The organism is Emergencia timonensis, assembly GCF_900086585.1.
In the GTDB taxonomy this organism is placed as follows: Bacteria; Bacillota; Clostridia; order Peptostreptococcales; family Anaerovoracaceae; genus Senimuribacter; species Senimuribacter timonensis.
In genome coordinates this window covers 68,200-94,817 of sequence record NZ_FLKM01000009.1, presented here as the reverse complement: position 1 = coordinate 94,817, position 26,618 = coordinate 68,200, and the positions used below count along the sequence as shown (strand labels likewise).

General features: G+C 46.6%; 24 protein-coding genes. 3 read left to right on the top strand and 21 right to left on the bottom strand.

The genetic code is table 11. The annotated features are described in order from the left end of the window. Positions 1–27: 27 nt before the first annotated feature. From BN6539_RS11380 to BN6539_RS11360, 5 genes are read right to left on the bottom strand one after another with little or no spacing between them, the layout of a single operon-like run. Complete coding sequence (locus BN6539_RS11380; protein WP_067538437.1) at positions 28–1,005, bottom strand: threonine ammonia-lyase; 978 nt, start codon at positions 1,003–1,005, stop codon at positions 28–30. 9 nt (positions 1,006–1,014) lie between these two features. Beyond that, positions 1,015–1,473: a RidA family protein gene (locus BN6539_RS11375; RefSeq protein ID WP_067538434.1), complete on the bottom strand. Its 459-nt coding sequence runs from the start codon at positions 1,471–1,473 to the stop codon at positions 1,015–1,017. A 20-nt stretch (positions 1,474–1,493) separates the two neighbouring features. Beyond that, a complete protein-coding gene (gene hydA / locus BN6539_RS11370) occupies positions 1,494–2,897 on the bottom strand; it encodes a dihydropyrimidinase (RefSeq protein ID WP_067538429.1) in 1,404 nt (467 codons plus the stop codon). Continuing rightward, positions 2,894–4,102, bottom strand: a complete 1,209-nt coding sequence (locus BN6539_RS11365; protein WP_067538428.1) for a M20 family metallo-hydrolase — start codon at positions 4,100–4,102, stop codon at positions 2,894–2,896. Before BN6539_RS11365 ends, hydA begins: the two co-directional genes overlap by 4 nt. Positions 4,103–4,119: 17 nt before the next feature. Beyond that, positions 4,120–4,848, bottom strand: coding sequence for an aspartate/glutamate racemase family protein (locus tag BN6539_RS11360; RefSeq protein ID WP_067538425.1), 729 nt, complete (start codon positions 4,846–4,848; stop codon positions 4,120–4,122). Between the two features lie 200 nt (positions 4,849–5,048). Between BN6539_RS11360 and BN6539_RS11355 the strand changes: the two genes are divergently transcribed. Beyond that, a complete protein-coding gene (locus BN6539_RS11355) occupies positions 5,049–5,957 on the top strand; it encodes a LysR family transcriptional regulator (RefSeq protein ID WP_067538424.1) in 909 nt (302 codons plus the stop codon). 25 nt (positions 5,958–5,982) lie between these two features. Here the strand turns inward: BN6539_RS11355 and BN6539_RS11350 are convergent, their stop codons facing one another. Further along, on the bottom strand, positions 5,983–6,651 hold the full coding sequence (locus BN6539_RS11350; protein WP_067538423.1) for a hypothetical protein: 669 nt from the start codon (positions 6,649–6,651) through the stop codon (positions 5,983–5,985). Positions 6,652–6,665: 14 nt separating this feature from the next. Then, positions 6,666–10,196: a pyruvate:ferredoxin (flavodoxin) oxidoreductase gene (gene nifJ, locus BN6539_RS11345; RefSeq protein WP_067538420.1), complete on the bottom strand. Its 3,531-nt coding sequence runs from the start codon at positions 10,194–10,196 to the stop codon at positions 6,666–6,668. A gap of 165 nt (positions 10,197–10,361) precedes the next feature. Between nifJ and BN6539_RS11340 the strand changes: the two genes are divergently transcribed. Further along, positions 10,362–11,234, top strand: a complete 873-nt coding sequence (locus tag BN6539_RS11340) for a LysR family transcriptional regulator (protein ID WP_067538419.1) — start codon at positions 10,362–10,364, stop codon at positions 11,232–11,234. Between the two features lie 46 nt (positions 11,235–11,280). Here BN6539_RS11340 and BN6539_RS11335 read toward each other — a convergent pair whose 3' ends face one another. The 9 genes from BN6539_RS11335 to BN6539_RS11295 form a co-directional block, all read right to left on the bottom strand. Beyond that, on the bottom strand, positions 11,281–11,976 hold the full coding sequence (locus BN6539_RS11335; RefSeq protein WP_067538418.1) for a 2-oxo acid dehydrogenase subunit E2: 696 nt from the start codon (positions 11,974–11,976) through the stop codon (positions 11,281–11,283). A gap of 24 nt (positions 11,977–12,000) precedes the next feature. After that, the gene (locus BN6539_RS11330) at positions 12,001–12,264 is read right to left on the bottom strand and encodes a biotin/lipoyl-containing protein (RefSeq protein WP_067538417.1); all 264 of its coding nucleotides are present in this window, start codon (positions 12,262–12,264) and stop codon (positions 12,001–12,003) included. 23 nt (positions 12,265–12,287) lie between these two features. Further along, positions 12,288–13,277, bottom strand: a complete 990-nt coding sequence (locus BN6539_RS11325; protein ID WP_067538414.1) for an alpha-ketoacid dehydrogenase subunit beta — start codon at positions 13,275–13,277, stop codon at positions 12,288–12,290. A gap of 19 nt (positions 13,278–13,296) precedes the next feature. Continuing rightward, positions 13,297–14,265 carry a thiamine pyrophosphate-dependent dehydrogenase E1 component subunit alpha gene (locus BN6539_RS11320; RefSeq protein WP_067538413.1) on the bottom strand — a complete coding sequence of 323 codons (969 nt, stop codon included), beginning with the start codon at positions 14,263–14,265 and terminating at the stop codon, positions 13,297–13,299. Between the two features lie 140 nt (positions 14,266–14,405). Continuing rightward, positions 14,406–15,494, bottom strand: a complete 1,089-nt coding sequence (locus BN6539_RS11315) for a zinc-binding dehydrogenase (RefSeq protein WP_082907484.1) — start codon at positions 15,492–15,494, stop codon at positions 14,406–14,408. Positions 15,495–15,566: 72 nt separating this feature from the next. Continuing rightward, a complete protein-coding gene (locus BN6539_RS11310) occupies positions 15,567–16,418 on the bottom strand; it encodes a sugar phosphate isomerase/epimerase family protein (RefSeq protein ID WP_067538412.1) in 852 nt (283 codons plus the stop codon). Between the two features lie 17 nt (positions 16,419–16,435). Then, the gene (locus BN6539_RS11305; RefSeq protein ID WP_067538411.1) at positions 16,436–17,227 is read right to left on the bottom strand and encodes an SDR family NAD(P)-dependent oxidoreductase; all 792 of its coding nucleotides are present in this window, start codon (positions 17,225–17,227) and stop codon (positions 16,436–16,438) included. Between the two features lie 2 nt (positions 17,228–17,229). Next, on the bottom strand, positions 17,230–17,745 hold the full coding sequence (locus tag BN6539_RS11300; protein ID WP_067538409.1) for a VOC family protein: 516 nt from the start codon (positions 17,743–17,745) through the stop codon (positions 17,230–17,232). A gap of 126 nt (positions 17,746–17,871) precedes the next feature. Further along, positions 17,872–18,975 carry a VOC family protein gene (locus tag BN6539_RS11295; protein ID WP_067538407.1) on the bottom strand — a complete coding sequence of 368 codons (1,104 nt, stop codon included), beginning with the start codon at positions 18,973–18,975 and terminating at the stop codon, positions 17,872–17,874. A gap of 238 nt (positions 18,976–19,213) precedes the next feature. Here BN6539_RS11295 and BN6539_RS11290 point away from each other — a divergent pair, with 238 nt between their 5' ends. Continuing rightward, complete coding sequence (locus BN6539_RS11290; RefSeq protein WP_067538406.1) at positions 19,214–20,155, top strand: LysR family transcriptional regulator; 942 nt, start codon at positions 19,214–19,216, stop codon at positions 20,153–20,155. A gap of 70 nt (positions 20,156–20,225) precedes the next feature. Here BN6539_RS11290 and BN6539_RS11285 read toward each other — a convergent pair whose 3' ends face one another. The 5 genes from BN6539_RS11285 to rapZ form a co-directional block, all read right to left on the bottom strand. Further along, positions 20,226–21,596: a Na+/H+ antiporter NhaC family protein gene (locus BN6539_RS11285; RefSeq protein ID WP_082907482.1), complete on the bottom strand. Its 1,371-nt coding sequence runs from the start codon at positions 21,594–21,596 to the stop codon at positions 20,226–20,228. Between the two features lie 41 nt (positions 21,597–21,637). After that, positions 21,638–22,579 carry a DNA-binding protein WhiA gene (whiA, locus tag BN6539_RS11280; RefSeq protein ID WP_067538405.1) on the bottom strand — a complete coding sequence of 314 codons (942 nt, stop codon included), beginning with the start codon at positions 22,577–22,579 and terminating at the stop codon, positions 21,638–21,640. A gap of 234 nt (positions 22,580–22,813) precedes the next feature. Continuing rightward, positions 22,814–23,995 (bottom strand): M20 metallopeptidase family protein, encoded by a 1,182-nt coding sequence (locus BN6539_RS11275; RefSeq protein ID WP_067538402.1) that lies wholly within the window; start codon positions 23,993–23,995, stop codon positions 22,814–22,816. Positions 23,996–24,658: 663 nt separating this feature from the next. Further along, on the bottom strand, positions 24,659–25,489 hold the full coding sequence (kce, locus tag BN6539_RS11270) for a 3-keto-5-aminohexanoate cleavage enzyme (protein WP_067538401.1): 831 nt from the start codon (positions 25,487–25,489) through the stop codon (positions 24,659–24,661). Positions 25,490–25,757: 268 nt separating this feature from the next. Continuing rightward, on the bottom strand, positions 25,758–26,618 hold the full coding sequence (gene rapZ / locus BN6539_RS11265) for an RNase adapter RapZ (RefSeq protein WP_227142518.1): 861 nt from the start codon (positions 26,616–26,618) through the stop codon (positions 25,758–25,760).

The following is a 26,618-nucleotide window of genomic DNA, read 5'->3' as shown; positions in this document are numbered from 1 at the left end:
GATTTTTAAATTCCGTCCTCCTTCCTTTTATTTACTAATGCATTCTTTCAATAGTCCTAGGTCTATATTTCCGCCGCTGCAGATCAGTACCGTCTTTTGATCAAGCAAGGTTTTATCCTCCAATACTGCGGCAAGCGGCATAGCACCCGCTCCTTCTAACGTGACCTTTCCGTAAAGGGCCGCTGCCTTGATTGCCTCTTTCATGCGTTCTTCCTTTACTGTCACAATTTCATCTACATACTCTTCAATATAGGGGAATAGATATTCCTCCCCACATTTACGAACCACCGCATCGGCAATGGAATGCGGGTTTTCGATCGTAACCAATCTGCCAGCCTGTCTGCTCTTCAGGTATACATCTGACCCTTCCGGCATTACAGAAATCACCTTCACCTCCGGTTTCAGGTTTTTGATAGCGAAGGCGATTCCGGACGACAGCCCTCCTCCGCCAAGGGGTATGATGACCTGCTGCACATCATCAAGCTGACCAAGGATTTCCAGACCGATGGTGCCCTGTGCGGCGACCACATCTATATCCGATACAGGGTGAACGTAATAGAGGTTGTCGGATTTCTCTGCCTCTTCACATGCGCAGATAAACGATTCATCATATGTATTTCCAACCTCAACCAGGTCTGCACCTAACGCTTTGATATTGTCCTTCTTGATCTGCGGAGTTGTAACGGGAACATAGACTTTTGCCTCCATTCCCAGCAGTTTCGCAGCATAGGCACATGCAAGTCCGTGATTTCCGGAAGATGCCGTGATAATGGAAACCTCTGCCCCTAAGGATTCCTTCAGATGGCAGCATTTGTTGTATGCCCCTCTGATCTTATAGGAACCTGTAGGCTGAAGGCTTTCCAGCTTGAGGAATACTTCCCCGCCCAGTGCAATGTTTAACAGCTGGCTTGAAGTTAAAGGTGTCGGTGTCAGCCTCGTCTTCAGCCTGTTTGCTGCAACAACTAAATCGGAAACCGCCACCTTCTCTAAATTTTGTCCTCTCATCTGACTTCCTCACTCTTCGATCTCAAAAATGGATTCGACCTCTACCGTCAGACCAAGCGGTAAATTGTTCGTGCCAATTGCCGATCTTGCATGTCTTCCATTTTCACCAAAAGCATCAATTAAAACCTGCGAGGCCCCATTCATGACAAGGGCCTGCTCTGTAAAATCATCTGCGCCTGCTACGAAACCCAGGATTTTTACTGCCTTTTTGATTCTGTTCAAGTCTCCCAGATAGGCCTCCAGGGCGCCAAGGGTGTTGAGCATACATACCTTTGCCGCATGCTGTGCCTCTTCAACCGTCACATCGATGCCGACGCGGCCGCAGAGCGGGGTTCCGTTCTCTATGCTGCCCTGTCCGGACAGATAGAGCAAATTTCCTGTCTGATTTACAGGAAGATAGAGCCCCTTGGGCGCCAGCATCTGCGGCACTTCCAAATTGTGTTTCTTCAGATTTTCATATACATCCATCTCTCTTTCCTCCTCGTTCATTATTTTTTTAACTCATATGCAAGGCCGTAAGGTTTTCCAGGGACGAATCTGCCAAATACCGGCTTATCCAAATACTCGCCGTTTTCGACGACGACTTCTCCCCTCAGCAAAACCGTATCCGCTCTGCCGATCTGCTCCATGCCTTCAAATACGTTGTATTCAATCCCCGTCGGATTTGACTCCACGGTAATCGTTCCCTTGTACTCCGGATCAAAGATGACCAGATCTCCATCTGAACCGATATCTATGGCCCCCTTCTGCGGGAAAATTCCATTCAGCTTTGCAGGAAGGGTCGCGTAGATATCCACCAGCTTCTGCTTTGTTATCTTTCCTTTTTCAACGCCATAGGTCCATAATGCATTCAATCTGTCTCCTGCACCCGGACATCCGTTGGGAATTGCCCTAAAGTCCTCTTCTCCCCAGTGTTTCTGGTAAAGAGGAATGGAGGAGTTGTCAGAGCCTACGATGGAAATCCAATCGTGGTTCAGGCACTTCCATAAGTATTCCTGATCCTCTTTGTCTCTCAGCGCCGGAGAGCAGACCCACCTGCATGCCTGATCAAAATCGGGGTCATCCATTTTATGCTTGTCCAAAACAAGGTAATGCGGACAGGTTTCACCTATTACCAGGGAGCCCTTTGCTCTCGCTTCTTGAATCACCTGTGCAGCTTCAATGCAGCTCACGTGAACGACACAGAGAGGGCAATCCGTTGCGTCAGCAAATCTGATGGCTCTTGAGACAGCTTCCGCTTCACCATAAGGAGGTCTTGTCATATAGTGGTATTTCGGCGCAAGGCATCCTTTTTCCGCCATTGCATTCCGTTCGACATCCAGCACATCCGGATTTTCTGCATGAACCATCATAGTCATACCGCATTCTCCTGCTTTTTTCAGACATTTGAGCAGCTTATAGTCATCCATATAAAGCGGTGTCGGCTTATACGCAAGGAAGAGTTTCATGGTTGGAATGCCAAACTCGACAAGTTTTGGAATTTCATCAAGAGTTTCTTCCGTATAGTCCGTGCAGCATGCGTGCATAGCCATATCGGGAGCCAGTTTTCCCTTTGAGCGAACGTTCAATCTGTAGTCGACAGAGTCCATCAAATTCATTCCAGGCTCGTTTGTACAGAAATCGACAATTGTCGTTGTTCCGCCCTTCAATGCGACCCATGTTGTATCATATCCTGCGTTTGTCGTTACGCCGTCCGTGTTCAATGCTTCAAAATGGGAATGATTGTCGACTCCCCCCGGCAGGACATACTTGCCCTCTGCGTCAATGACCTTGTCACACGCAACGGACAGATCGCTCCCGATCATCGATATCTTTTCATTTTCTATTAAGATATCCGCCTTAAATTCATTCGTGGAAGTGATAATTGTTCCATTTTTAACTAATGTTTTCATTTGTTCCCTCCTGCTTTCTGTTGGTCCATTTTTATAATTGTGTTAAGTAAAACATTTACACTGTTTTCTACATCGTGCCATTCGGTCCATTCCTGGGGACAATGACTGCGCCCATTTACACTGGGCGCAAATATCATGCCCGTATCCTTAATTACTTTTGCTATGGCCATGGCATCATGGCCTGCGCCGCTGTGCATACACATTCTGGAAAGACCCAGTTCATCAGATGCTTCTGCGATTACACTTTGGCAGTCATCGCTCATGAACACAGGGTCTTGTGTGAGCGTACACTCGAATTCACATTCCTCCGCGCTAAAGCGTCGCTTCATGTAATCGGTCATGATCTCTATGGACGCCTTTTTCATCGCTCTGATTTCTATGCTCATTTTCACCATTCCCGGAATACTGTTTTGTTCCCCTGGAAACGCTTTGATCCATCCAGTTGTACAGACCATGGTTTCATCGGTTTCTCTGCAGAGCTGATTCAGTTCTAAAATGAGTTTTGCAGCCTTCACCATCGCATCGTCTCTCAAATGCATAGGTGTCGTTCCTGCATGATTTTCTTCTCCATATATGGTCGCCATATATCTCTGTTCGCCGATAATGCCGGTTACAACACCGATATCTTTCTGTTCGTTAAATAAAATGCCGCCCTGTTCAATATGTAATTCCAAATAGGACTCAATGCGTTCCAGATCTTTTGTTTTTGCATTTCTTACATCCTCTGCGCTGATCCCGTGCTGGTTCAGTTTCGCTTCTATTTCGGCAAGCGTGTCTTCCATCTCTCCGAGATACGATTTGCTTCCGATCAGGCCCTTTATCACATTTCCCTCTTCTTCAGCCCAATTTGCGACCTTTATCGTATGTTCCAACTGGATGCCTTCTTCGTCTATGATTTTCAGCGCCTCAATTCCGCCCAATACGCCAAGGGTTCCATCGAAGATTCCGCCGTGAACCACGGTATCCGTGTGGGAGCCGATCAAAATGACCTTATCGCTTTTCCCTTTTCTCGTTCCAATGACATTTCCCACCGCATCTGTTTCTACGCGCAGGTTGGCATCCTCCATCAGCTTTTTCAGGAAATCCACGCCTCGATCATATTCAGCGGAATAGGCAAGTCTTGTCGTTCCTCCCTGCTCATCTCTTCCAATTTCTCCAAGGTCCAGAATATTTTTCTTCAGCCTTTCTATATTGATCTTTAACATTTATAAACCTTCCGATCTTAATACTTTATCAGTTCATAAAATCCGGATATTTCCTTCGCGTCCGGATATGCCCAAAGTTTTTTCTTCGGCGTCTTCAATGCCATATCGACAAGACTTTCGCAAAGTTTTACGGCAGGCACCACGCCGTCGAGGACGAGTACCCCCAGCTCCTGCCCCATTTTTTTCGCAAAAGCTGTATAACCGGCACAGCCCAGCAGAATACATTCCGCACCATCTTCTACACAACGTTTTCCCTGTTTCAGAAGTGCCTGCAATAGTACCTCTTTATCTTCAAATTCCAAAACACCCAGGCCCACGCTTCTGATCGAACAACAGTCTTCTTCTGCATGATGTAATGTCAAAACGTTTTCAATTATTTTCTGTGATCTGTCCAAAACATAGAGGATTGAAAAATTCGGCGCCATGAGTTTTCCGACTGCGATTGCCGCCTGGGCGATGCCGATGACGGGTTTATCCGTTACCTCTTTCGCCGCCTCTAAACCCGGATCTCCGAAACAGGCGATGATAAATGCATCTGCCCCCTCTTCTCTGTCGCCTTTGATCACCTCAGAAATCACGCCTGGCGCCGCCAATGCTTCATCATATAAACTCTCTACGCTATCCGGTCCGGTCACAGGGCTCACTGCATAGATTTCCGTATCTTCACGTGCAGACTGCTTTGCACTCTCTTCTATTTCTCTGGTCATCGACCACGTCGTATTTGGATTGATTATCTTAATTTTCATTGATGTCCTTCCCATTCCGCTGACAGCATATAAAAGGTTATATTTTCCATGAACTATATACAATTTGATTTTTCTTAATAATTAGTATAGTATATTTATGTGTTTGAAGATTTCGAAAAGAACGCAGTAGTTTTCGTGTATTCCGAAAGCCGTGAATTTTTTGAATTTTATCGCACTACTTAGAAGGAGGACCTGAAACTATGAACATTAAACATCTAAAATCCTTTGTAATAGTTGCTAAGAATGGCAGCATCTCCAAAGCTGCCGCTCTGACGAACTACTCCCTGTCTGCAGTGCACGACCATTTGAAAGCGCTTGAAAATGAACTGAATGTAAAGTTATACGAACGTACCACCTATGGAATACTGCTCACAGAAAAGGGCAGGCAGTTTCTCCCGTATGCAGAAAGTATTTTAAATACCTATGATGAAGCCATGGAAGAATTCGATGTAACAAAGCAGTCTTTAAGATTGAGCGCCAGCGAAACTGGTGATTTTCTTATCATGAAATCGTTAATCAACAGATACATCAAAAAATATCCTAATGTTGATGTGGAATATACAAAATCGACGACGGATATCTCAATAGAAAAGTTAACCCTGGAACGCTGCGACCTCAGTGTGATCTGTGAGCCGAGCTTTACGACTTCCAAAGCAAAATGCAGCTATTTATGTGATTTGCCCCTGGTCTTTGTCGCCTCGCCTAAACATCCATCTGTGATACACGGCCTAAAGGCTGCACGTCCGTTCAACACGCTGCTCAGCACCATGGCCCTTCCTGTCATCGATGACCTTCTTAAAACTGCAGGCCTGTGCTATAGCGATTTTTTCTCTGCCACCAGAAACATCGGCGATCTATACACAATCAAAGATTTAGCGTGTAGTGGGCAGGGCATTGCCATACTGCCAGAGACTTTAGTTGGCGAGGATCTCGATTCGGGAAAACTGAAAAAAATTCCCGAACTGAATCATTATTTCGCCTCAAAAATATTCATCCTCACGCCCCTTTCGCATACTGCAATTTCCGCCCCGGTCAGGAATTTTATCGACCTTGCTTACGAGTTTCTTAATCCCAAGAAAATCACCCAAAAAGAAAAAAGCAAGAAATGACCTTTTGCCATTCTTGCTTTTTTCTTTATGACGCGATGGTTTCTATTTGTTTCCGTTCTCTCAGGCGAAGGATCATCATTAGGATTCCAAAGACAAATGACAGCATCGCAGCAAACGGAATCCTGAGCACCACAGGCAGCATGAAGCCCACCGTATTTACCGGAAACCAGAAGAAAGGTAAAGTCTTTCTAAACAAGAAGTCCAGCAATTCACTCCATCCCACCGAGTTGATCGTTTCATAGAATCCCATTCTATTTCCATGGACAAAGCGCGCTTCACCATAATTGCTCAAGAGCCTCATCATAATCGTGTGAATCGGTGAAAAGATCAGATTCAGGAAAAAGCTGGTAAACAGTGCTGTCGCCCATGGATTTTGGTAAAGGGGAAGCATTTTATTTTCCATTGCGCAGAGAACGCCGTTGCTGAAAACGCTGAACACGATGGTAAAAAGCAGCCCGCTGGCACCCCATAGAAACATCTTGTACACCACAAAGCCGTTAAATTCCCAGCGGCCGTCAGTCACTCTTGTCGTCAGCATCTCTCCTGCCGTAGCTAATACGGCGAACTGGACGATCCCCGATAGATAAGGATGCTCTGCGTTACACGCAATCAATCGATTGGAGGCGACCAGATATCCGAGAACTGCAAACAGAGTCATATAGCCCGCAAGATATAGATAATCTTGTTTTTTCATTTTCCCTCAACTTTCTATCGTTCATCTGCCATTTTTTGATATCTTCTATAACGAGCCTTTACATCTTCAAGCTCTTTTTCATATAGTGCATCTGCCCGTTCTGGAAAGTTTGTTTTCAATGAGGCAAATCGGTTTTCGCCCATTAAGAAGTCGATCAATTTTCCCGTATCAGGCGCAGGAGAATCCAACTGAAACGGATTCTTATTTTCCTCAATAAGGCGTGGATCATATCTATATAAATGCCAATATCCGCACTCCACCGCCTTTTTCATCTCTTCCTGGGTGCATCCCATCCCTGCTTTGATATGCTGTTCTAGGCAAGGGCAATAGCAGATGACAATGGATGGTCCCGGATAGCTTTCCGCCTCTCGCAGCGCCTTTAATGTCTGATTTTGATCATATCCCAATGCGACCTGAGCCACATAGACATAGCCGTAATTCATAAGAATCGCCCCGAGGTCTTTCTTTGCTACCTGTTTTCCGCCCGCCGCAAACTTGGCGATTGCGGAGATCGGCGTTGCCTTCGAAGACTGTCCGCCTGTGTTTGAGTAAACTTCTGTATCGAGGACCATCAGATTTACATCTCTGTTCTGCGCCATGACATGATCAATCCCGCCAAAGCCGATATCATATGCCCAGCCGTCTCCGCCGACTGCCCAGACGGATTTTTTTGCTAGATATTCTCGATTCTCCAAGATGTTTATGACATCCTCCGTTTTTTCACTTCCCTCTAATTTAGCGAGCAGCGCATCTGAAACCTGCCGTGATTTTGCACTTTCATTCCAATTTTTCAAATAGTCGTCGATTTCTTGCACTGCAATTCCGTCGTCTTTCATCTTTGTCAGACGCAGCAGGAGTTCCTTTCGAATCACATCCTGGGCATGGAAGAACCCATAAGCGAATTCCGCATTATCTTCAAAGAGGGAATGTTCCCATGCAGGTCCATAACCATGGTTGTCACGGCAGTATGGCAAAATCGGCGCACCGCCGCTGATTGCCGAGGAACAGCCTGCCGCATTTCCAACATACAGGCGGTCTCCAAATAGCTGACTCAGCAGCTTGATATATGTCGTCTCTGCACATCCCGCACATGCAGCAGAGAACTGAAAATATGGTTTTGCAAATTGCAGCAGCTTCATATTTTTGTCGCTGATTACATCCTTTTTTAAATAATTGTCGTTCATGGCAATATTATCAAAATTTTTCTGTTCCTGTTTCATCTCCTCAAAAGAAGTCATGACCAGGGCTCCCTTTTCTTTTACCGGACATACTGAAATGCAGACTTCGCAGCCCAGGCAATCATAAGGGGATACCTGCATACGATAAAAATACGCATTGCTGTGACCTCCAAGACCTTTTGCAGGTATCATTGCAAAGGTTTCTGGAGCGTTTTTTCTCTCCGCCTCTGTCAACAGGACAGGACGAATCGCTGCATGGGGACAGCTTGCTGCACAGCGGTTGCACTGGATGCATGCTTCGCCGTTCCACTTTGGAACACTCTTGGCCACACCCCTTTTTGCGTATGCCGACGTCCCGTTTTCCCAAGTGCCGTCAAGTACGCCATGTTTTTTAAATACAGACACTGGCAGCTTATCCCCTTGCTGGCGATCCATAGGAAAAACGATCTCCCTTACAAAGTCCGTTGCTGTGATTTCAGAAGCTTCTTCATCTTTTGCATTTTTCCAGCTGTCAGGGATTTCCACCTTGACCGCCGCATGAACGCCTATATCAACTGCCTGGTCGTTTAGATCTACAATTTTCTGCCCCGCTTTCTTAAAGTAGGAATCGTAGTTGTTCTTTTTCATTTCTTCTATTGCAACTTCCATCGGAATGATTTTTGTCAGGGCAAAGAACGCTGCCTGAAGAATATTGTTGGTTCTTTTTCCAAGTCCAATGTCTGACGCTGCCTTTGCCGCATCGATGATATAAACCTGCGCCTCTTTATTCGCCAGGTCGCGCTTCACTTTCCCTGGAAGACGCGCGTCCAGCTCCTCGGCAGACCAAGGACAGTTTAACAGGAAAATCCCCTTCTCCTTTAAATCCGTAGTCGTGTCATACTTGTGGATATAGGTCGGCTCATGGACGCCGACAAAGTCCGTAGATGAGACCAGGTAAGTCGATTCGATCTTTTCGTCGCCAAAGCGCAGGTGGGACTGTGTCAATCCGCCGGATTTCATCGTGTCATAGGAAAAATACGCCTGTACATATTTATCTGCCGCAAGCCCGATGATACTGATCGCATTCTTATTTGCCCCCACCGTGCCGTCGCCGCCCAGACCCCATAGTTTACAGGAAACCCGCCCTTTATGCGCAAATTCAATCTCCTTATATTTGAGGGACGTATTTGTAACATCGTCCAAAATACCGATGGTAAAATTATTTTTAGGTGTCTTTTCTCTTAAGTTATCGAATACTGCAACAATCTGTCCCGGCGTAGTGTCTTTTGAAGAAAGTCCGTATCTTCCGCCAACAACCTTAATATCACTTCTTCCAACCTGATTCAACGCCGTTACAACATCCAGGTAGACAGGCTCCCCTACCGAACCAGTTTCCTTGGAGCGATCCAAAACTGCAATATTCTTACAGGTTCTTGGAATTGCCTCTGCAAAATGCTTTACCGAAAATGGTCTATAGAGATGGATTTGAACAACCCCTACTTTCCTTCCCATGCTATTAAGGTATTTTACAGTTTCTTTCACAGTTTCGGAGGCAGAGCACATCACAACGATGACCTCTTCTGCATCATCTGCTCCATAGTAATTAAACAGCTTATAATCTTTCCCTGTTAATTTGTTCATTTCGTCCATGTAAAGCTGCACCTTTTCGGGAACCACTTCGCTCTTTATATTTGCCCCTTCCTTACACTGAAAATAGATATCGGGGTTCACATTATTGCCGCGGTTGGTCGGGTGCTCCGGATTCAACGATGCTTTTCGAAACTGCTTGAGAGCCTCATAGTCCACAAGCTTTCTCAGATCTTCATAATCCAGTTCTTCTATCCGCTGCATCTCATGTGACGTTCTGAATCCATCAAAACAATGCATGAATGCGTATTTGGAGCTGATTGCTGACAAATGTGCCACCGCGCCAAGATCCATCGCTTCCTGTGGCGAGGACGACATGAGCATTGCATAGCCAGTCGTTCTGCAGGTCATAAAATCCGTATGATCTCCAAAGATGGAGTGGTGATTGGAAGTCACCACACGAGAGGCGATATGCATGACGTTGGGAAGAAACTGTCCCCCCATGGCATACATCGCCGGAATCATCAGCATCAGCCCCTGTGACGATGTGAAGGTTGTGGTCAACGCCCCTGCCTGTAAGGAACCGTGACAGGTGCCTGCCGCCCCCGCTTCCGATTGCATCTGGATGACATCAACTGGAGAGCCGAATAAGTTTTCTCTTCCCTTTGCCGCCCATTCGTCCACCTTCTCGGCCATTGGGGAGGAAGGTGTAATCGGATAAATTGCCGCCACCTCTGTAAACGCATATGCCACATGGGCCGCCGCCGTATTTCCGTCCATAACCGTGTACTTCTTTTTCATATCATACTACCTTTCTGTTTTACAACATATATCTAAAGCGCGCTTGTTTTCATGTATCATTTAGTATACAATAAAAATGAAAGGTTCAGATTTTTGAAAATGTTAGCCTGTTTTCGTGCAATCCGAACTTGCTGAATCACGTTAATACGCAGGAAAGGAGCTTCTATGAATATCAGCTATCTTCGCACCTATGTCACCTTAGCAAAAAATGGCAACATCTCTCAAACTGCCGTGCTTCTGGGTTATTCAAAGTCCACAATCTACGATCAGCTGAAATCCCTGGAGAGTGAACTTGGCACCAAGTTGTATCAACGCGTGCAGCACGGTATCACGTTTACCGATAAGGGGATGCACTTTCTTGCATATGCTGCAAAAATGCTGCATACCTATGATGAGGCGATGAACAAGCTTTCAAGCCCCAAGGATACCCTTCGTATCGGTGCAAGTGAATCCAGCGATTTTATCGTTTTTAACGAGCTGATAAAGGACTATATCGCAAAATTTCCTGATGTAGATATCGAATATTCTAAGATGACAACAGATGTTTCACTAGAGAAGATCACGCAGGGCAATTGCGATGTGTGCCTCATCTGTGAACCTGAATTTCACTCTGCGGAAGTCAATTGCAATTTTCTGTGCAGACTGCCGCTGCTGTTTGTTGCCTCGCCGGAACACCCGGTTCTGAAACGCGGCTTAAAAAGCACTCTATCCTCAAACACTCTGTTCTGCACCATGAGTATCTCTCTTGTTACGACCATGCTGGGCAATATGGGTATCCATTTCGACGAATCTTTTTCTGCGCTTAAGAATGTGGGAAATTTAATGATCATCAAAGAATTTGCGTGTAACGGCAGCGGGATCGCCATCCTTCCCGCACCATTGATCAAAGACGAGTTGTCCAAAGGCCATCTGAAAGTCATACCTGAACTGCAGCAAGGGTTTCACTTCAACATCTACATTTTAACACCGAAAAATAAAGAAAACCCGGCTGTTGAAAGCTTTGTATCTCTGGCCTATGAATTATATAAAGAGAACTAACACAAAATCCCAAAAAGCGTCTTTGCTCTTTGGGATTTGATTTAAGCTATTCTTTTATCAATACTTCCGGCGCTTCCAGCAATTCTTTCATACTGTTGATAAACTGTGCAAGGGGCACACCGTCGAGAATACGGTGGTCTCCTCCGATAACCAGCTTCATCATCATACGTACGGCGATGGTGTCGTCGTCCATGACGACAGGCATTTTCTTTGCCGTACATGCTGTCATGATGGCAGGTTCCGGCGGAAGTGGAAGTGGAACGGAATCAAAAGAGTTTAATTTTCCGATGTTGGTTACGCCAAAAGTACCGTCAGCATAATCGTCGGGGGTTAACGTACCCGCATTCGCCTTGGAAACCAATTCTTTCATTTCAGATGAAATTTCAAAGATTGTCTTATTCTGAGAATCTTTAATGACTGGAGCCACAAGTCCCTTCTCTGATGCCGTCATAACGCTGATGTTGCAGGACTCATAAATCTCAATCTGCTTCATGTCTTCACTGAAAGCTGAATTCATGATGGGAACTCTCTGCAGAGAAAGACTGACCGCTTTGATGATGTAATCGTTCACCGTCAGATTTACATTCTTTTCAGCGTTCACTTTTTTTCGGAAGTCCAAGAGATCCGTCACATCTACATAGCTCCCCTGGTAAGACATCGGGTAGTTGCCGCTGACTTCCATTTTCTTGCCGACGGCCTTTCGCATGCCGCTGTATTTGACTGTATTTGCAATCTGTTTCATGGTCTGCTCCTCTCCGCTTGATACCTATATCAAATTAGAAATATCTTCGCCTGCAGAGCCGATAATGCAGATTGGGGTGCCGCAGTCATAATCCTCATTGCATTCTGCCAAAATCTTTAAGAGCGTCCCCGATTCCGGACACGGAAATTCCATGGTCGACTTGTCCGTCATAATCTCGAATAGCGGTTCTCCCTTTTCTACAGTCTGTCCTTCTTCGTACATCCAGGAGACAATCTGTCCTTCCTCCATGGCTTCACCCATTTTCGGCATATTGATCACTTTTGCCATTTTCTATTCCTCCTTATTTTTCATTATGCGTTTATCATCTCTTTTACCCTTACGGCGATTTTCTCCGGCGACAGCATCACCCAATCTTCCAGGGTCGGGGCGGCAGGGATAATCGTATCTGGCAGCGTGCACCTCTGAACAGGCATCTTTAAGTCTTCAAAGCATGTCTCTGATACTTGGAATGTGATCTCTCCGGTGATGCCATAGGTCTCTGTGAATTCATCGACAAGCAAGAGTTTTCCGGTCTTTCTAACCGATGCCGCCACCGGACCCAGGTCAAGGGGTCTCAGGCTTCTGAGGTCGATCAGTTCCATGTTGATGCCTTCTTCTCTGAGCTGTTCTGCTGCTTTTGTCGCTTTCAAAATTGCCGTACCAAAACCGACCACGGTGAGATCATCACCCTCACATACCACTTTGCTCTTTCCGATGGGAACGACAAAGTCTGGATCCAGCGGCACCTCTGCCTTCATTCGGTAAGCCCCGGCTTCCTCGCAGAAGAATACGGGATCGTCGTCGCGCAGCGCCGCCTTGAGCAGTCCCTTTGCATCCTCCGGAGTCGAGGCGCAGACTACTTTCAGTCCCGGAAATCCTGCGTACAGGCTGTAAACCGACTGGCTGTGATGAGGGCCTGACCTGGTGCCTCCTCCGATAACAGTCCTGACGACGGCTGGCATACAGGAGATCTGCCCGCCCGACATGTATCTGTATTTTGCAAGGTGGTTTACGATAGGGTCGAGAGCGCACATGCTGAAATCCATCTTCATAATATCGATGATCGGCCTCCAGCCTCTCATCGCCGCACCGATGCCAAAGCCTACGATGGCATTCTCAGATAAGGGCGCGTCGATCACACGATCCGGTCCGTATTTATGATACAGATCGCCGGTAACTCCATAGGCGCCTCCTAAGATGCCGATGTCCTGCCCCATCATGATGACCTTTTCATCCCGCGCCATCTCTTCATCCAAGGCAAGCCTGATTGCCTGCATATATGTCATCTTCTTTGTTTCCATTCTCCTAGCCCTCCTTATCCTAGCATCCGGCATAGATATGCTGCATTGCGACTTCAGGTTCACTGTATGGCGCATTCTCCGCATATTCCCAGGCATCCTGCAATAACGTTTCAACTCTGTCATCAATCGCTTTCAACTGTTCATCAGTCACATGATACTGTTCTTTTAATTTTGCAGTTAACAGCTTGATGGGATCATTCGCAAGCCATGCCTTCTGCTCTTCAGGATCTTTATACTTCGTACCGGATTCATTGGGGCCGTGTCCCATCTTCCTCCAAGTCATGATTTCTAAAATCATCGGTCCATTGCCTGCCCTGACATATTCCGCCGCTTTTTTCGTGGCTTCATATACTTCTTCCACGTCATTGCCATTTTCCACTGTAACTCCTGGGATGCCAAAGCCCTGGGCGCGGGTGCTCAGCCTGTTGAGTCCCGTCATCTTTCTGAAGTCTTCCGAAATGGCGAAGAAGTTGTTCTGAATGATGAATAGTACTGGCAGCTTGAATGCCGCTGCCATGTTGACGCCCTCGTAGAATGCCCCTTCACAGGTGGAACCGTCCCCGGAATAAGCGACGGCGATATTCCCCTTCCCTTCTTGTTTGAAATCGTAGGCAAAACCTACAGGAACTGTATAGCAAGGTCCCAATGTTCCTCCCAGGATGTACAGGTTCTTTGCTGCATCAACAAAGTGGGCTTCTCCCGCTTTCCCCTTACAGGTTCCAGTTGCTTTCAGCAACGTCTCCGAAAGCATCGCCTTGATATCACAGCCGCGCATCAGGATATGTGCGTGGGAACGGTGATGGGGGCACACGATATCGGTCTCACGAAACACCTTCATGGTTGCAGTTCCCACGGCCTCTTCTCCTATTCCCAGATGCGTCATTCCTAAGGGTTTGCCATTGACATAGGCATCCCACAAAAGCTCGTCAAATCTGCGGCTCTTTACTAAGTTCTCATAAAATTCAAGCAGCAAAGCTAAATCTGCCATATTTATTCCTCCGTTTCTCGATCTAACTATATTACGAACGATCTCTCTCGTAATAATATGTTACTCGCCAAACCTTTCTTTTTCAAATACACAAAATTTATACTGTTTTATTCCCATGAATTATACGTCACTTCTATCGATCACGGTCTGATGATCGCCCGCGTAATCTTTCTGTCCGCTGAAAGCTGAAGGGCTTCACCGATTTCTTCCAGGCGGAAGCTTCTGTCCGAGAAATCTTTAAATGGATATTTATCCTGATATTTGTCGAGAAACAGCAGGGATTTATATAGATATTCAGGAAGGTATCTGCATACACCGTAAACCGTAATGGCTTTTCTTGTAATATATCCCGGTGAGATTTCGGCGCTGACGCCTGTCGAGTTAATTCCGATCACGATGTACCTGCCCATGATCGCCAGATGATGAATTCCTTCCTCAAAGGCGCCTGCAAAGCCTGTAACCTCCAGGGCAGCCTCTGGTCCTTTTCCTTCCGTATATTCCTTGACAAGAGCTTCACGTTCTTCAAGGGTCGTTTCAGATGCATTGATCACATAGTCAGCGCCGAACTTTTTCGCAGTTTCTAGTCTCTCGGACACCGTATCTATGATGATGACTTTCGCTCCTTTTTCTTTGGCAATGGCTGAAGCATAAAGTCCCAGTCCGCCAGCCCCTTGAATCAGAAGGGTCTCTCCGCTGACAAGAGATGCCCTGTCCAGTCCGTAATAAACCTGTGAAAAAGCACAATTAGCGCCTACTGCCAATTCATTCGGCACGTCGTCGGGGACTTTGTAAAACTCCTGTTCCGGGTAAATGTAATAGTGTGAAGCAAAAGTACCGCCAAAATACGGCCACTGGTCAGGGCTTGACCCTAAGTGGATATAGGCGTTTTCACACAGATCGTAGCGTCCGATCTTGCACATCGGGCAGTTCTTGCAGGTGATGTAGTAAGGCGCTACGACTCTGTCTCCTACATGTACGGAAGATCCCATACTATCTGTCGTCACGCCTTCTCCCAGCTGATAAATTTCACCGATGAATTCATGACCTTGGCAGGTCGGCTTGTCACTTAGACCAACCGAGGACGCGCCCTTCCAATTCTTAACGTCTGAACCGCAAATATTGGTGCAGATAATTTTAACCAGCACTGCGCCCTCGCTGGCCTCAGGAAGCTCGTGCTCCGTTATGCCAAACTTCTTCTCTCCCGAAAAATATACCATTTTACCTTTCATAGTTCACCTCATCTGTTATTTCAAAAGAACTGCTGCGCTCACCAGCACAGCAGCTCCTCACATCATTGCTATTTACTTATTATACTCTGCAAATGCCGCTCTCAGCTTTTCGACATCTTTCCTTGCCGAAGACACATAGTCCTCTCCATCTGCATTAAAGCGCGGGCGTTCATAGAAGGTCTCAGAAATAATCCATCCTTCATATCCGATCTCTTTTATGGCTTGTACCGATTCGTCAAAATAGGTGCTGCCTTCCCCCAAAAGGACGATCGGCGCGGTTTCTTTTGTAATAAACCCTTCTTCGTCTGCTAACGATTCCTTCATGTGAAAATGATCGATTCTCTCTTTCCCCAGTGCGCGAATCATATCCGGCGGATAGCCTGTTCCATACATGACCGGATTGTGTGTATCAAAACAATACTTCAATCTGCCGTCAAATTGATCTGCAAAATCAATCTGCTGCTGTAGCGTGATATCCGTCTCCATTGCAATCGTCACGCCATATTCTTCTGCCACCTGGACAGCATATTGATACATCTCATAAACATGCTGGTGCTGCGCCGCTCCATACATGCGCATTCCTTCAATCATCACGGTGGGAATGTTCATTTCAGAGGCTGCGATAATCCCCTTCTTTATGCTTTCCATGGCAATCTTTCCTTCTTGTGAGCGCAGGCTGCTTCTGATATAACCCTGACGCACCAAAGTGTAAAGATGAATGGACTGAAGGGTGATCCCATATTTTTGCGAAGCGTTGAGATAATCTTCTTGAATCCATTTATTTGTCAGCGGATAGGATTTGTCGGTTCCACCGCAATCTGCCAGCTGAATTCCTTCAAAGCCCGCTTCATAGGCCATCCTGATTGCAGAAGGACCCCAGCAGGGGAATCCAAATTCACAAACGCCGAATTTTATTTTAGACATGTTCTCTCCTCCTCAGACTACTTGACCATCATCGAAGCATTCTGCGCAGCCTGCATCGCACGGGTACCCGAGAAACCGCCGTCAATCGGAAGTACCTGGGCAGTTATCTGCCTTGCCTCCTCAGATACCAGGAACAAATATCCGTTTACGATGTCCTGCGCCACATTGATTCTTTTGGTCGGCGTGATTCCAAGGAAATTATCGTCAATCGCTGATGGGATGTGGCTGTTATTGTCTGTACGGGTAAACCCGGGGCAGACGACGTTTACATTGATGCCATATTCACCAACCTCAAGGGCGATTGCCTTTGACATGGCGATGATTGCAGACTTTGATCCTGCATAGATCGAACCGTTTCTTTCTCCTTGCAGCGCCGCAGTTGAAGAGGTGCTGACGATTTTACCGCCGGTTCCCTGCTTGATCATCTGCTTGCAGGCAAGCTGGGTCATATAGTACGTTGCTTTGACGTTCAGTTCGATGGATCTGTCAAAGGAGGCTTCATCTGTCTCCAGGAAAGGCAGTTTGCATCCCCATCCGGCATTGTTGATGAGAATATCCACCTTCCCAAACGCCTTTACGGCTTCTTCAAAGATCTTTTCGCGGTCCGCCTGGCTCGTAAGGTCAGCCGCCACTCCGATCACCTTGGCTCCGCCAGCGCTGACCTCCTCGACCACAGCCTGTAATTTGTCCGCGTCTCTATCTGCGAGGACGACACATGCACCCTCTTCTGTAAAAGTCTTGGCTGCAACGTGGCCCATTCCGCCAGCGCCTCCGGTGATAATTGCTACCATGTCTTTTAATCTCTGCATAATCATTTCTCCTTCTCTCCATTGTAATAAGTATCTTTCATAGGACCTACTACCATATCTCCCAGTTCGGCAATAAATCCGAACATCTGCCTGAAGTCATAGGTTTCCAATTCCAGGCCGCCTGTTTTGCTGAGGATATGAATCGGAATGTTCTTCTCTGCCATGATCCTGTCGATGATACTCCGATCTGCAAGCTTCATATTGATATGATGAATGCCGGGACCATGCTCCTTCAGCCAATCTGAATAAGGGTCTCCGCCATCTTTGTTCAGCGGCTCCACATATTCTAAGTCGATGCCCCCAAAATTGAGGCGCGCTGTTTTAATGTGAAAGTCTGTAGGCCTGCCATTATATGTGTTTTCGACACGGACGCCCTGTTCTGCCCTCTCTTTTGATGACTTGATGACGATGGTCTCCTCTTCAAGTTCAAAATAAGTCCTCAGATTTTCAAGCACCTGATCCACACTGTTTACGACACAGCCGACTTGAAATACAATTTCTACTTTTGTTTTTTCCATGTAAAACCTCGTCCTTGCTATGGATTCTCTTGTAACTTGCTTCTGTCATCATACTACCACTTAAAAAAGGGCAAGTAAAATAACGAAAGTTTTTAGAGGAATATTACTTTAAGCTATACGGTACGGCTAATCCGCTGCAAAATCCGGCGGATTCCCGGCTCTGGGGTCACTCGCCAGCGGTCCTACGACAACGCTTCCACATTCAAGAATGACGCCAAGCTGCTCTCTGAGGTCATAAAACGTGCAGCCTTTTCTGCTTCCGTCCGCAAGTACCGGCTCCATTTCAGCATAATTCAGCCTTGGAATTCCCATCTCCTTCATCTTCTGCTTCAACGCCGCCATATTTCCTACCTTTACGCCAAAATGATGAATGCCGTTTCCGTGTGCCAGGAGAAAATCCGCATAGGGATTCCCCGCGTCCTTATCCATCGGTTCGATGACCTCCAGGTCGAGACCCCCTATGGCAAAGCGCGTATACCGGTGGAAAAAGCCGCATTTCTTTTCATTGTAATTGAGTCCGTCCCAGCCGTCCTCCTCAAAGGCTTTCTTCGTCGATTTTATTACGATGGTACTTTCGTCAAAGTCAAAGATGTCCTTCCAGCTTGCCAGCGTCTGCTTCAGATCCTCCACGCATACACAGACCTGGAACAGCAGATCGATGGCAGGTTTCTCCTCATTTCTTTTAAACCCTTCATCTCTAAATCCAGGGGCAGCTGCCATAGGTCCGACCACCAGGCTGCCGCATTCCAGTATCAGTCCTAGCTGCTTTCGCAAGTCGTAGAAAGTGCAACTTTTCCTGGTTCCATCAGCCAAAACCTGCCCCATCACAGCGTGATTGAGAACAGGCACGCCCATCGCTTTCATCTTTCGCTCAAGGGCAGGCATATCATCTACCTTTACCCCAATGTGATGGATGCCGCTTCCGCCGTTTTCAAAGAGAAAATCAGAAAACGGAGACCGCGCTTCTTTGTCCATGGGTTCAATGATTTCAAAATCTATCCCTCCCAAGCTGAATCTACAGAACTTGTTGAAAAAGCGGCAATGTTTTTCATTGTAGTTGAACCCGTCCCATTGATCAAACTGGTAGGCTTCCTCCGTAGTTTTGATTACAATGCTTTCTTCGTCGAAGTCAAAAATCTCCTTCCAGCCTGCCAGCAGTTTCTCCAGATCATCTGTCACAACTGCCACCTGAAAGATGAGCTCTATTTTTGGTTTTTTTAAGCCGTTCATCTCTATTGCACCTCCCTGATCATATGATTACTTTGCTCTTATTATAAAGTTATCAGCATTTCCCTTGACAATCAAATCACCAAATCGAATATCTGCGTATAACTTTTTTTCATAGATTGCTATTATTTTTTTGCACAATTTTACCAGTGCCTAGCAAATTGATTTTTCACTGAAAGCAGAATATAATTGATATACAAGTTACTTTACCAAACATTGGAGCAAAATAGGGGAAAACAATATGGACATCAGACAATTACAATATTTCGTACAAGTTGCTGATTGCGGAAGCTACTCTTTGGCATCACAACAGCTGTTCGTTTCACAGCCGGCGCTAAGTAAAGCGATCAAAAGCATCGAAGATGAAATGGGATTTAAGTTTTTCTATACCTATCAAAGAAAGCAAAAGCTCACAGATGCCGGGCAGTCCTTTTACGAGAAAACGGTCAACTTCCTGGAAAGTTACGACGTTTTGATCAATACGACTTATCTTGACGCCGGTGTTGATAAGGGCCATCTCAATGTCGGCCTTTCCATCATGGGCGGTCCTGCTCTGTTCTCGCATCTGCTGCCGACCTTCAAAGAAAAATACCCGCAGATCACAGTTTCGATCATGGAAAAAGAAACGAATATGCTCAAAGAGGAGATCCTCAAGAAGAATCTGGATCTTGCTTTTATCGATCTATACCATATTAAGAACCCGGAGGATACGGACAACTTCGAAATCTTCAAAATCGCGGCCAGCGAAATCGTAATCGTTGCCAGCAGGGAAAACGAAGTCGCCCAGCTAAAGGAACTCCAGTACAGTGCCCTTAACAATCGAAATCTGATCTTGTTCAATGACGGTCACGAATATTCAGGACAGGTAAGAAACGATATGAAGCTGATGGGTGTCAAACCCAACGTCGTGCTTTCCAGCACACAGTGGGATTTCATCATGGACATGGTAGCCAACGATATCGGGATTGTCCTCTGCCCCTATTACATCTATAAAAAATACGACAACCCCAAGATCTGCTGTATTCCACTGGACGAAAAAATGGGCAGACGGGAAATCGGAATCATCGTCAGAAAAGAAAACTACAGAACCAGAGCCTGTATGAAGTTTCTTGAATATGCAACAGACCCCGCCTCTTACGATGGAATTCAGAATCTATTCCCCTATAAAGAAGGACAGAGATAACATCAAAAAAGATAAACACGGTGCAGCAAATTGCCGCACCGTGCTTTTGTTCCTATAAAGTTCCGAAATGTTAGCGCCTCTTCTTGATATAGCCCAAAACAACCACAGTCAAAGGCAGAATGATGCTGTAAAAAGCAAAGGGTCCGTAAGAAACCGCCGGAACACTCAGAATCGTCATCACGTAGATGCCGCAAGTATTCCATGGTATCAAGGGGGAAGTCACTGCCCCTCCGCCCAGCAGCGTCACCGCCAGATCGGATCGGTCGATATTCCTGTCTGCATATGTCTTTTCATACATCTGACCCGGCAGCGAAATCCCCAGGTATTGATCGGGCAAAATCACATTCATACAGACACAGGACAGCACTGTCACCAATCCCAGGCTTCCCTTTGATTTGATTCTGTTGATCAGTGGCGTGAGCAGGGTTTCAATCTGCTTGGTGTGCTGCATGATGCCGCCGAATCCCATGGCAATGACGATAATCGAAATAGAATAGAGCATTTCGTTCATGCCCCCTGCCGAAAGCAGGTCATCCACCAGGGGATTTCCGCTTTGGCAGAGGAATCCGTTGTAACTGACGTTTAATACCTCTCCAATATCTATTTGCTGCAGAAAGAGGGCTTCAAACAGACCGCACAGGATACCTGCAAACATGGAGGGTATGGCGGGAAACTTCAGCAAAATACAGGCCGCCATCAAGGCCATCGGCAGCAGTTCAAGGAGTGAAATAGAAAATTGTCCCTTGATACTGTCAAGCAGCGATCCGATATCACTGTCCAGCTGCGTTTCTGCTCCGCCTGTATACTGTCTGCCTATGACAAAATAGCAGGCCATCGTTATGCAAAAAGCGATGGCGGCTGGTTTTGCCATCCTGCGTACAATCTGAAAGACGTTCTCGCCCACTACCGCTGCGGTCAGATTTGTCGCATCGGACAGGGGAGAAATCACCTCGCCCATATAAGAGCCCGATACAATGCAGCCTGCCACCACAGGGGCCGAGATATGCAGCGCCGCACCCATGCCCATAAAGGCCAGACCTACCGTGCCTATGGTTCCCCATGAGCCTATGGCGAAGGCTACGATGACACAGATTGTCATGGCAGTAGGCAGAAAATACCTGGCAGATATCATCTTCAATCCATAATAAATCATAGCCGGCACCGTGCCGCAGGCGATCCATACGCCGACCAGGACCCCGATGAGCAGCAGAATCAAAATGGCTTCCAGCGATTGGCTGATGCCTTTCAAAGCGCCTTCCAATATCTTTTCCCACGAAAAGCCCATCCAAACTGCCACAAGACCAGCTGCCAGGCAGCCAAACATCAGCGGAATCTGTGGGTCAGCCTGATAATATACCATAGCGGTAAACATCATGATTACCATAAAAATTACGGTGATTAAGGGTTTATAAACTTGCATCTTATTCTTTTCTGCGTCCATACGATTACCTTCACTGCATCAGTATCTATACGCCTGGCCTTTTACAGTTTCCCTGCGATTTCTTCAATTTTTCGAAAGCGGTTGTTGATCCCCGACTTTTTCATCGGCGGATCCATCATCTCCGCCAGCTGCACTAAGCTGGCCTCAGGATATTCCAGCCGCAGCTCCGCTACCGCCCGCAGTTTTTCCGGCAGGCATCCCAGTCCCTTCGTCTTCTGAATCTTTTTGATGTTCTTGAGCTGCCGCTGTGAAGCGTCCAGGGTTCTGTCCGTGTTGGTGTTGTCGCAGTTGGTTATGCGCACCGTCTCGTTGACCAGTTCTTTTTTTATCTTGACGTTTTCAAATTCTAACATCTGCGAGTGAGCGCCCATGATCGCAAGTGTGTCACAGATATATTCGGAACTCTTCATATATACAATATAGTGATTTTTTCGCTCCACAATCTTAGCTGATAAGTCCACAAAAGAATTAATCATCTTTTTCAAATCATTAGCAAGGTTCTTGCTGCTGCAGACGATCTCCAGATGATAGCTTTTTTCTGGATCGCTGATGGTGCCGGACCCCATGAAGATACCTCTGAGGTAAGATTTTCGGCAGCATTTGGTCTTAATCAAATCACTGTAAATACCGTCAGAGATATAGTTGTTGCCCTCTCTGACGAGGAGAATCCCCGTCTCTCTGAGAATCTGTTCACTTCTCATGTTAGGGTCTATGGTCAAAAGATAGGCTCTGCCCTTCTTCGGCCCGGCAGCCTCCCCAATCTCCAGCTCCGTATCCACCTGAAAATACTCCTTGATCAGCTTTTTATAATGTCTGGCTACGGCAGGATTTTCTGTCGTAATGACGATTTTAAACTTGCCGCCTCCTGCCAATCTCAAGCTGCCTGACACCCGCAAGAAACCTGCAATTTCCGCCAGCTGGCAGCACTTTTTTTCCGGCTCGATTCTGGCCAGCTCGTTTTTTGTCTCTGTCGCAAATGACATCTTGTTTTCCTCTCTCTGTAAATGTATCGTGCAAATCTGTCTACATTATAATGAGAGCGGCGACAAAAGTCAATCATACTAAAAACGCCCTGCAGTGCAGACATACCGGTTTCTTTAGCATTTTGCCCCAGCTTTAGCGGGCCAGACAAAAGGATTATTAGCAACCGGAGGAAGGAGAAAAGTGAACGATGAAGCCTTACGATATATTCTTTTTGTTGGTTATCTCTTATAAATTCATATCCTTTTGCTGTTTTTCTCCATCAGTGCCAGCACCGTCTGGAGTTCTATCTCCATGCCAGCACAGAGCGCTTTCTCGTCACCGATGAAATTGCCGTTATGTAACGGAGACAGCGTTGCCCCTTTTGGTGCACAGCCAAGATTAAAGTATGCGCCCGGCACGGCTTCCGTGAAGAAGGCGAAATCGTCGGCGCCCATGCTGGTCTCTGGCATGTGGTGAACGGCAAATCCAATATCATCAGCAGCCTTTTCGACGATATCTATCACCCCGTCATCGTTGATCAGCGGAGGGAACGGTGTTTCCATCCATTCAAACTGTGCAGAAGCGCCATATGTAGCAGTTGTACCAGCTGCGATTTGTTCAACACGATTCTTTATCGAATCGAGAGTTTCATTGCTGACAGCGCGGAGGGTGCCCTGCATGATAACCTCTCCCGGAATAATGTTGCATCCTGTTCCACCTTGAATACTGCCGATAGATACTACTACTGGATTCGTAGCCGCCGTAAAGCGAGTTGCTATGGTCTGTAACGTCATAATCATATCAGCAGCCACAACGATAGGGTCAATACCTCTTTCTGGCTGCGCACCGTGACATTGCTTTCCCTTTATCTCCATTGTAAAATCGTTTACTGCTGCATTCATCACCCCTCTGCGCAACACAATCGAACCTGTTTCAAAGGCAGGATCAACGTGAAGTCCGATCATGGCAGATACAGCAGGCTGCTGCAAAACGCCAGCCTCAATCATTTGATGCGCACCGCCAGTGGTCTCTTCTGCCGGCTGGAAAATCAATTTGACACTGCCGGTCAGTTGATCTTTTATCTCATTTAAGACCATTCCCGTTCCCAGCAGAATGGCTATATGCATGTCGTGACCGCAGGCGTGCATCACGCCAGGATTCACAGAAGCATAAGGGACTCCTGTTGTCTCAGTAATTGCCAGGGCATCGATGTCGGCGCGGATGCCGATACAGCCGGATCCGTTTCCCTCTATCAGTGCGGCGATGCCATGACCTGCGATATCTCTCTGGTAAGGGATGTTGTGCGCATCCAAAGTCCTGCAGATGTAATTTGCAGTCTCTATTTCCTGTTCTGATAATTCAGGATGCCTGTGCAAGTGCCTGTAGATTTCTACCACCTCAGCATAGGTATTTTCAATCATATTTGTTAAGTCCATAAGACGGCTCCTTTCTGTAAAACTAATTACTTCTTCCATTTTAATGAGCCGCCGAAGAAAAGTCAATATTGCAGCCTGGAAAAAGCTGTGACAAACGCATCAGAGCTGCTCCCTCTGCAGCCTGGCTCCTGTTACGCAAATGCCGCCTTGTTCCGTTCGCTTGCGTAACCGTTTTGCCGGATTCACCCGATTCTGCGTAACTGTCCTGCCGTAGCCTGGCCTCCGTTACGCAAATGCCGCCTTGTTCTGTTCGCCTGCATAACCGTTTTGCCGGATTTACCCGATTCTGCGTAACTGTCCTGCCGTAGCCTGGCCTCCGTTATGCAAATGCCGCCTTGTTCTGTTCGCCTGCGTAACCGTTTTGCCGGATTCAGCCGATTCTGCGTAACTGTCCTGCCGTAGCCTGGCTTCCGTTACGCAAATGCCGCCTTGTTCTGTTCGCCTGCATAATCGTTTTGCCGGATTCACCCGATTCTGCGTAACTGTGCGGCAACAAACACGCTTCGTTACACAAAAATGGCACATCCTTACAAGCTCCGATGCCCTGCAGTGAATGGGCTGATCCGCGGCGAGACGGAAAAGCCAATGCAAGCCAAAAAAAAGCCGCCTGTGCAGAATATCTTCTGCACAGGCGGCTCTATGGTTAAAATGTTATGTATATGATTATTTTCTTGGCGGCAGGCTGAGGATTTCTCTCGCTTCGTCTGGCGTTGCGATTTCTCTTCCCAGCAATTTTGCAATTTCAACTGCCTTCGCTACCATCTGGCCGTTGCTTTCTGCCAGAACGCCCTTTTCCATATAAAGGTTGTCTTCAAAACCGACTCTGACATGTCCGCCTAAGCTGATCGTCGCAGCAGCGATGTGCCAAGCGTTCTTTCCGAGACCAGTTGCAGTCCAGGTGGAACCGGCAGGAATGGATTCAGCCATGAATACCAGGTCTCTGATGGTTGCAGTCATCTGTACGCCCAACACAAAGTCGAAGTGCATCGGATGCACTAAAAGACCCTTTCTGTCGGCTACTTTCAAAGCTGTATCAATCATGCCCTTGTCAAATACTTCTAACTCAGGCTTGATGCCCTTTTCTTTCATGATTCTGGCAAAGTTCTCAATTGTAGTGTCTGTATTTGTGAAAATCTCGTCTCCGCCGAAGTTACAAGTACCGCAGTCAAGGGTAGCCATCTCTGGAGTTGGCACGATGTCTGTCGATTCTAATCTCTCCAAATCTGTCATTCCAACCGCTCCGCCAGTGGAAGGCTGGATAATAACGTCCGGGCACTCTTTTCTGATTGCGTCGACGCATTCCTGGAATCTCTCCTTGCTCTGCGTAGGCGTACCGTCATCCCATCTTACGTGAAGATGAATCAAAGCTGCGCCAGCATCGTAAGCTGACTTTGCTTCTCTGACGATTTCTTCTACCGTATAAGGAACGTTCGGATTCTGTTCCTTTGTAACCTCCGCTCCGCAAATACAAGCACTGATGATTAATTTGTCCATTGGTCTTCTCCTTTTATTTAACTGAATTAATTATGACCTTTTCTTGCGCACCTCTACGCGTTTACCTCTATAAAAAACATTATGCCATGTGCATTCCTCTGAAAATAGAATCGCAGCACATGATTCAATGAACGTATCCTTGCGGCAACGTATTGCTATCCGCAATACTCCTTTGGTCGCCTTGCTCCCTCCGCTGTCCGTTTTGCCTAGCCAAGCACAGCTTGGGGCAAAAAGGCAACGCCGTAGGATCGTCACGTTCATTATACCATCAAAGATCGCGGTGTTCAAGGGTGACTCTATAGCCGTCTTCTTCAAAAACTTCAGCCATCTTATTGGCCATAGTCACAGAACGATGCTGTCCGCCGGTACAGCCGAAAGCAATATTTAAATGGTATTTGCCTTCTTTTACATAGCAAGGTACGATAGTGTTAATCATCACCCTCAGCTGAGAAGCGAAAGTCTGGGAAATTTCATATTTCATCACATATTGAAACACTTTCTTATTATTTCCAGTTAACTTTTTCAGGCTGGGCACGTAATAGGGATTGGGAATAAATCTCATGTCAAAGATTAAATCCGTTTCCATGGGAATTCCATTTTTATATCCGAACGAAGTCACGTTGATAGCAAAAGCGCTTTCCTGTTCCATGCCCACAAAGAGCTTCTCCATTTCCAATTTGAATCCAGCTACCTTCATATTGGTAGTGTCTATGATAAAGTGAGCTCGTTTTCGCAGTTCTGCCAGCTTGTCCCTTTCCTCTTCAATGACCTCCCTGGTGGTGGAGCCTTCAGACAGAGGATGATTCCGCCTGGTTTCATTATATCGTTTAATCAAAGTCTCGTCAGAGGCTTCGATAAATAATACCTTGCACTCGATAGCCTCACTTTTCTCCAGATAGTCTAAACACTCACTGAGATCCGTAAAAAACTCGCCGCCCCGCACGTCGACCACAAAAGCCGCTTTGTTAATTTTTTTATTAGAGTACACTGTCAGATCTATGAAGTTTCTGATCAGCGCCGGCGGCATATTGTCAACACAGTAATAGCCCTGATCCTCAAACCAGTCCGCAGCATTGGTTTTCCCTGCGCCGGAAAGTCCTGTAACAATCACTACCTTCATCTTTTCCAT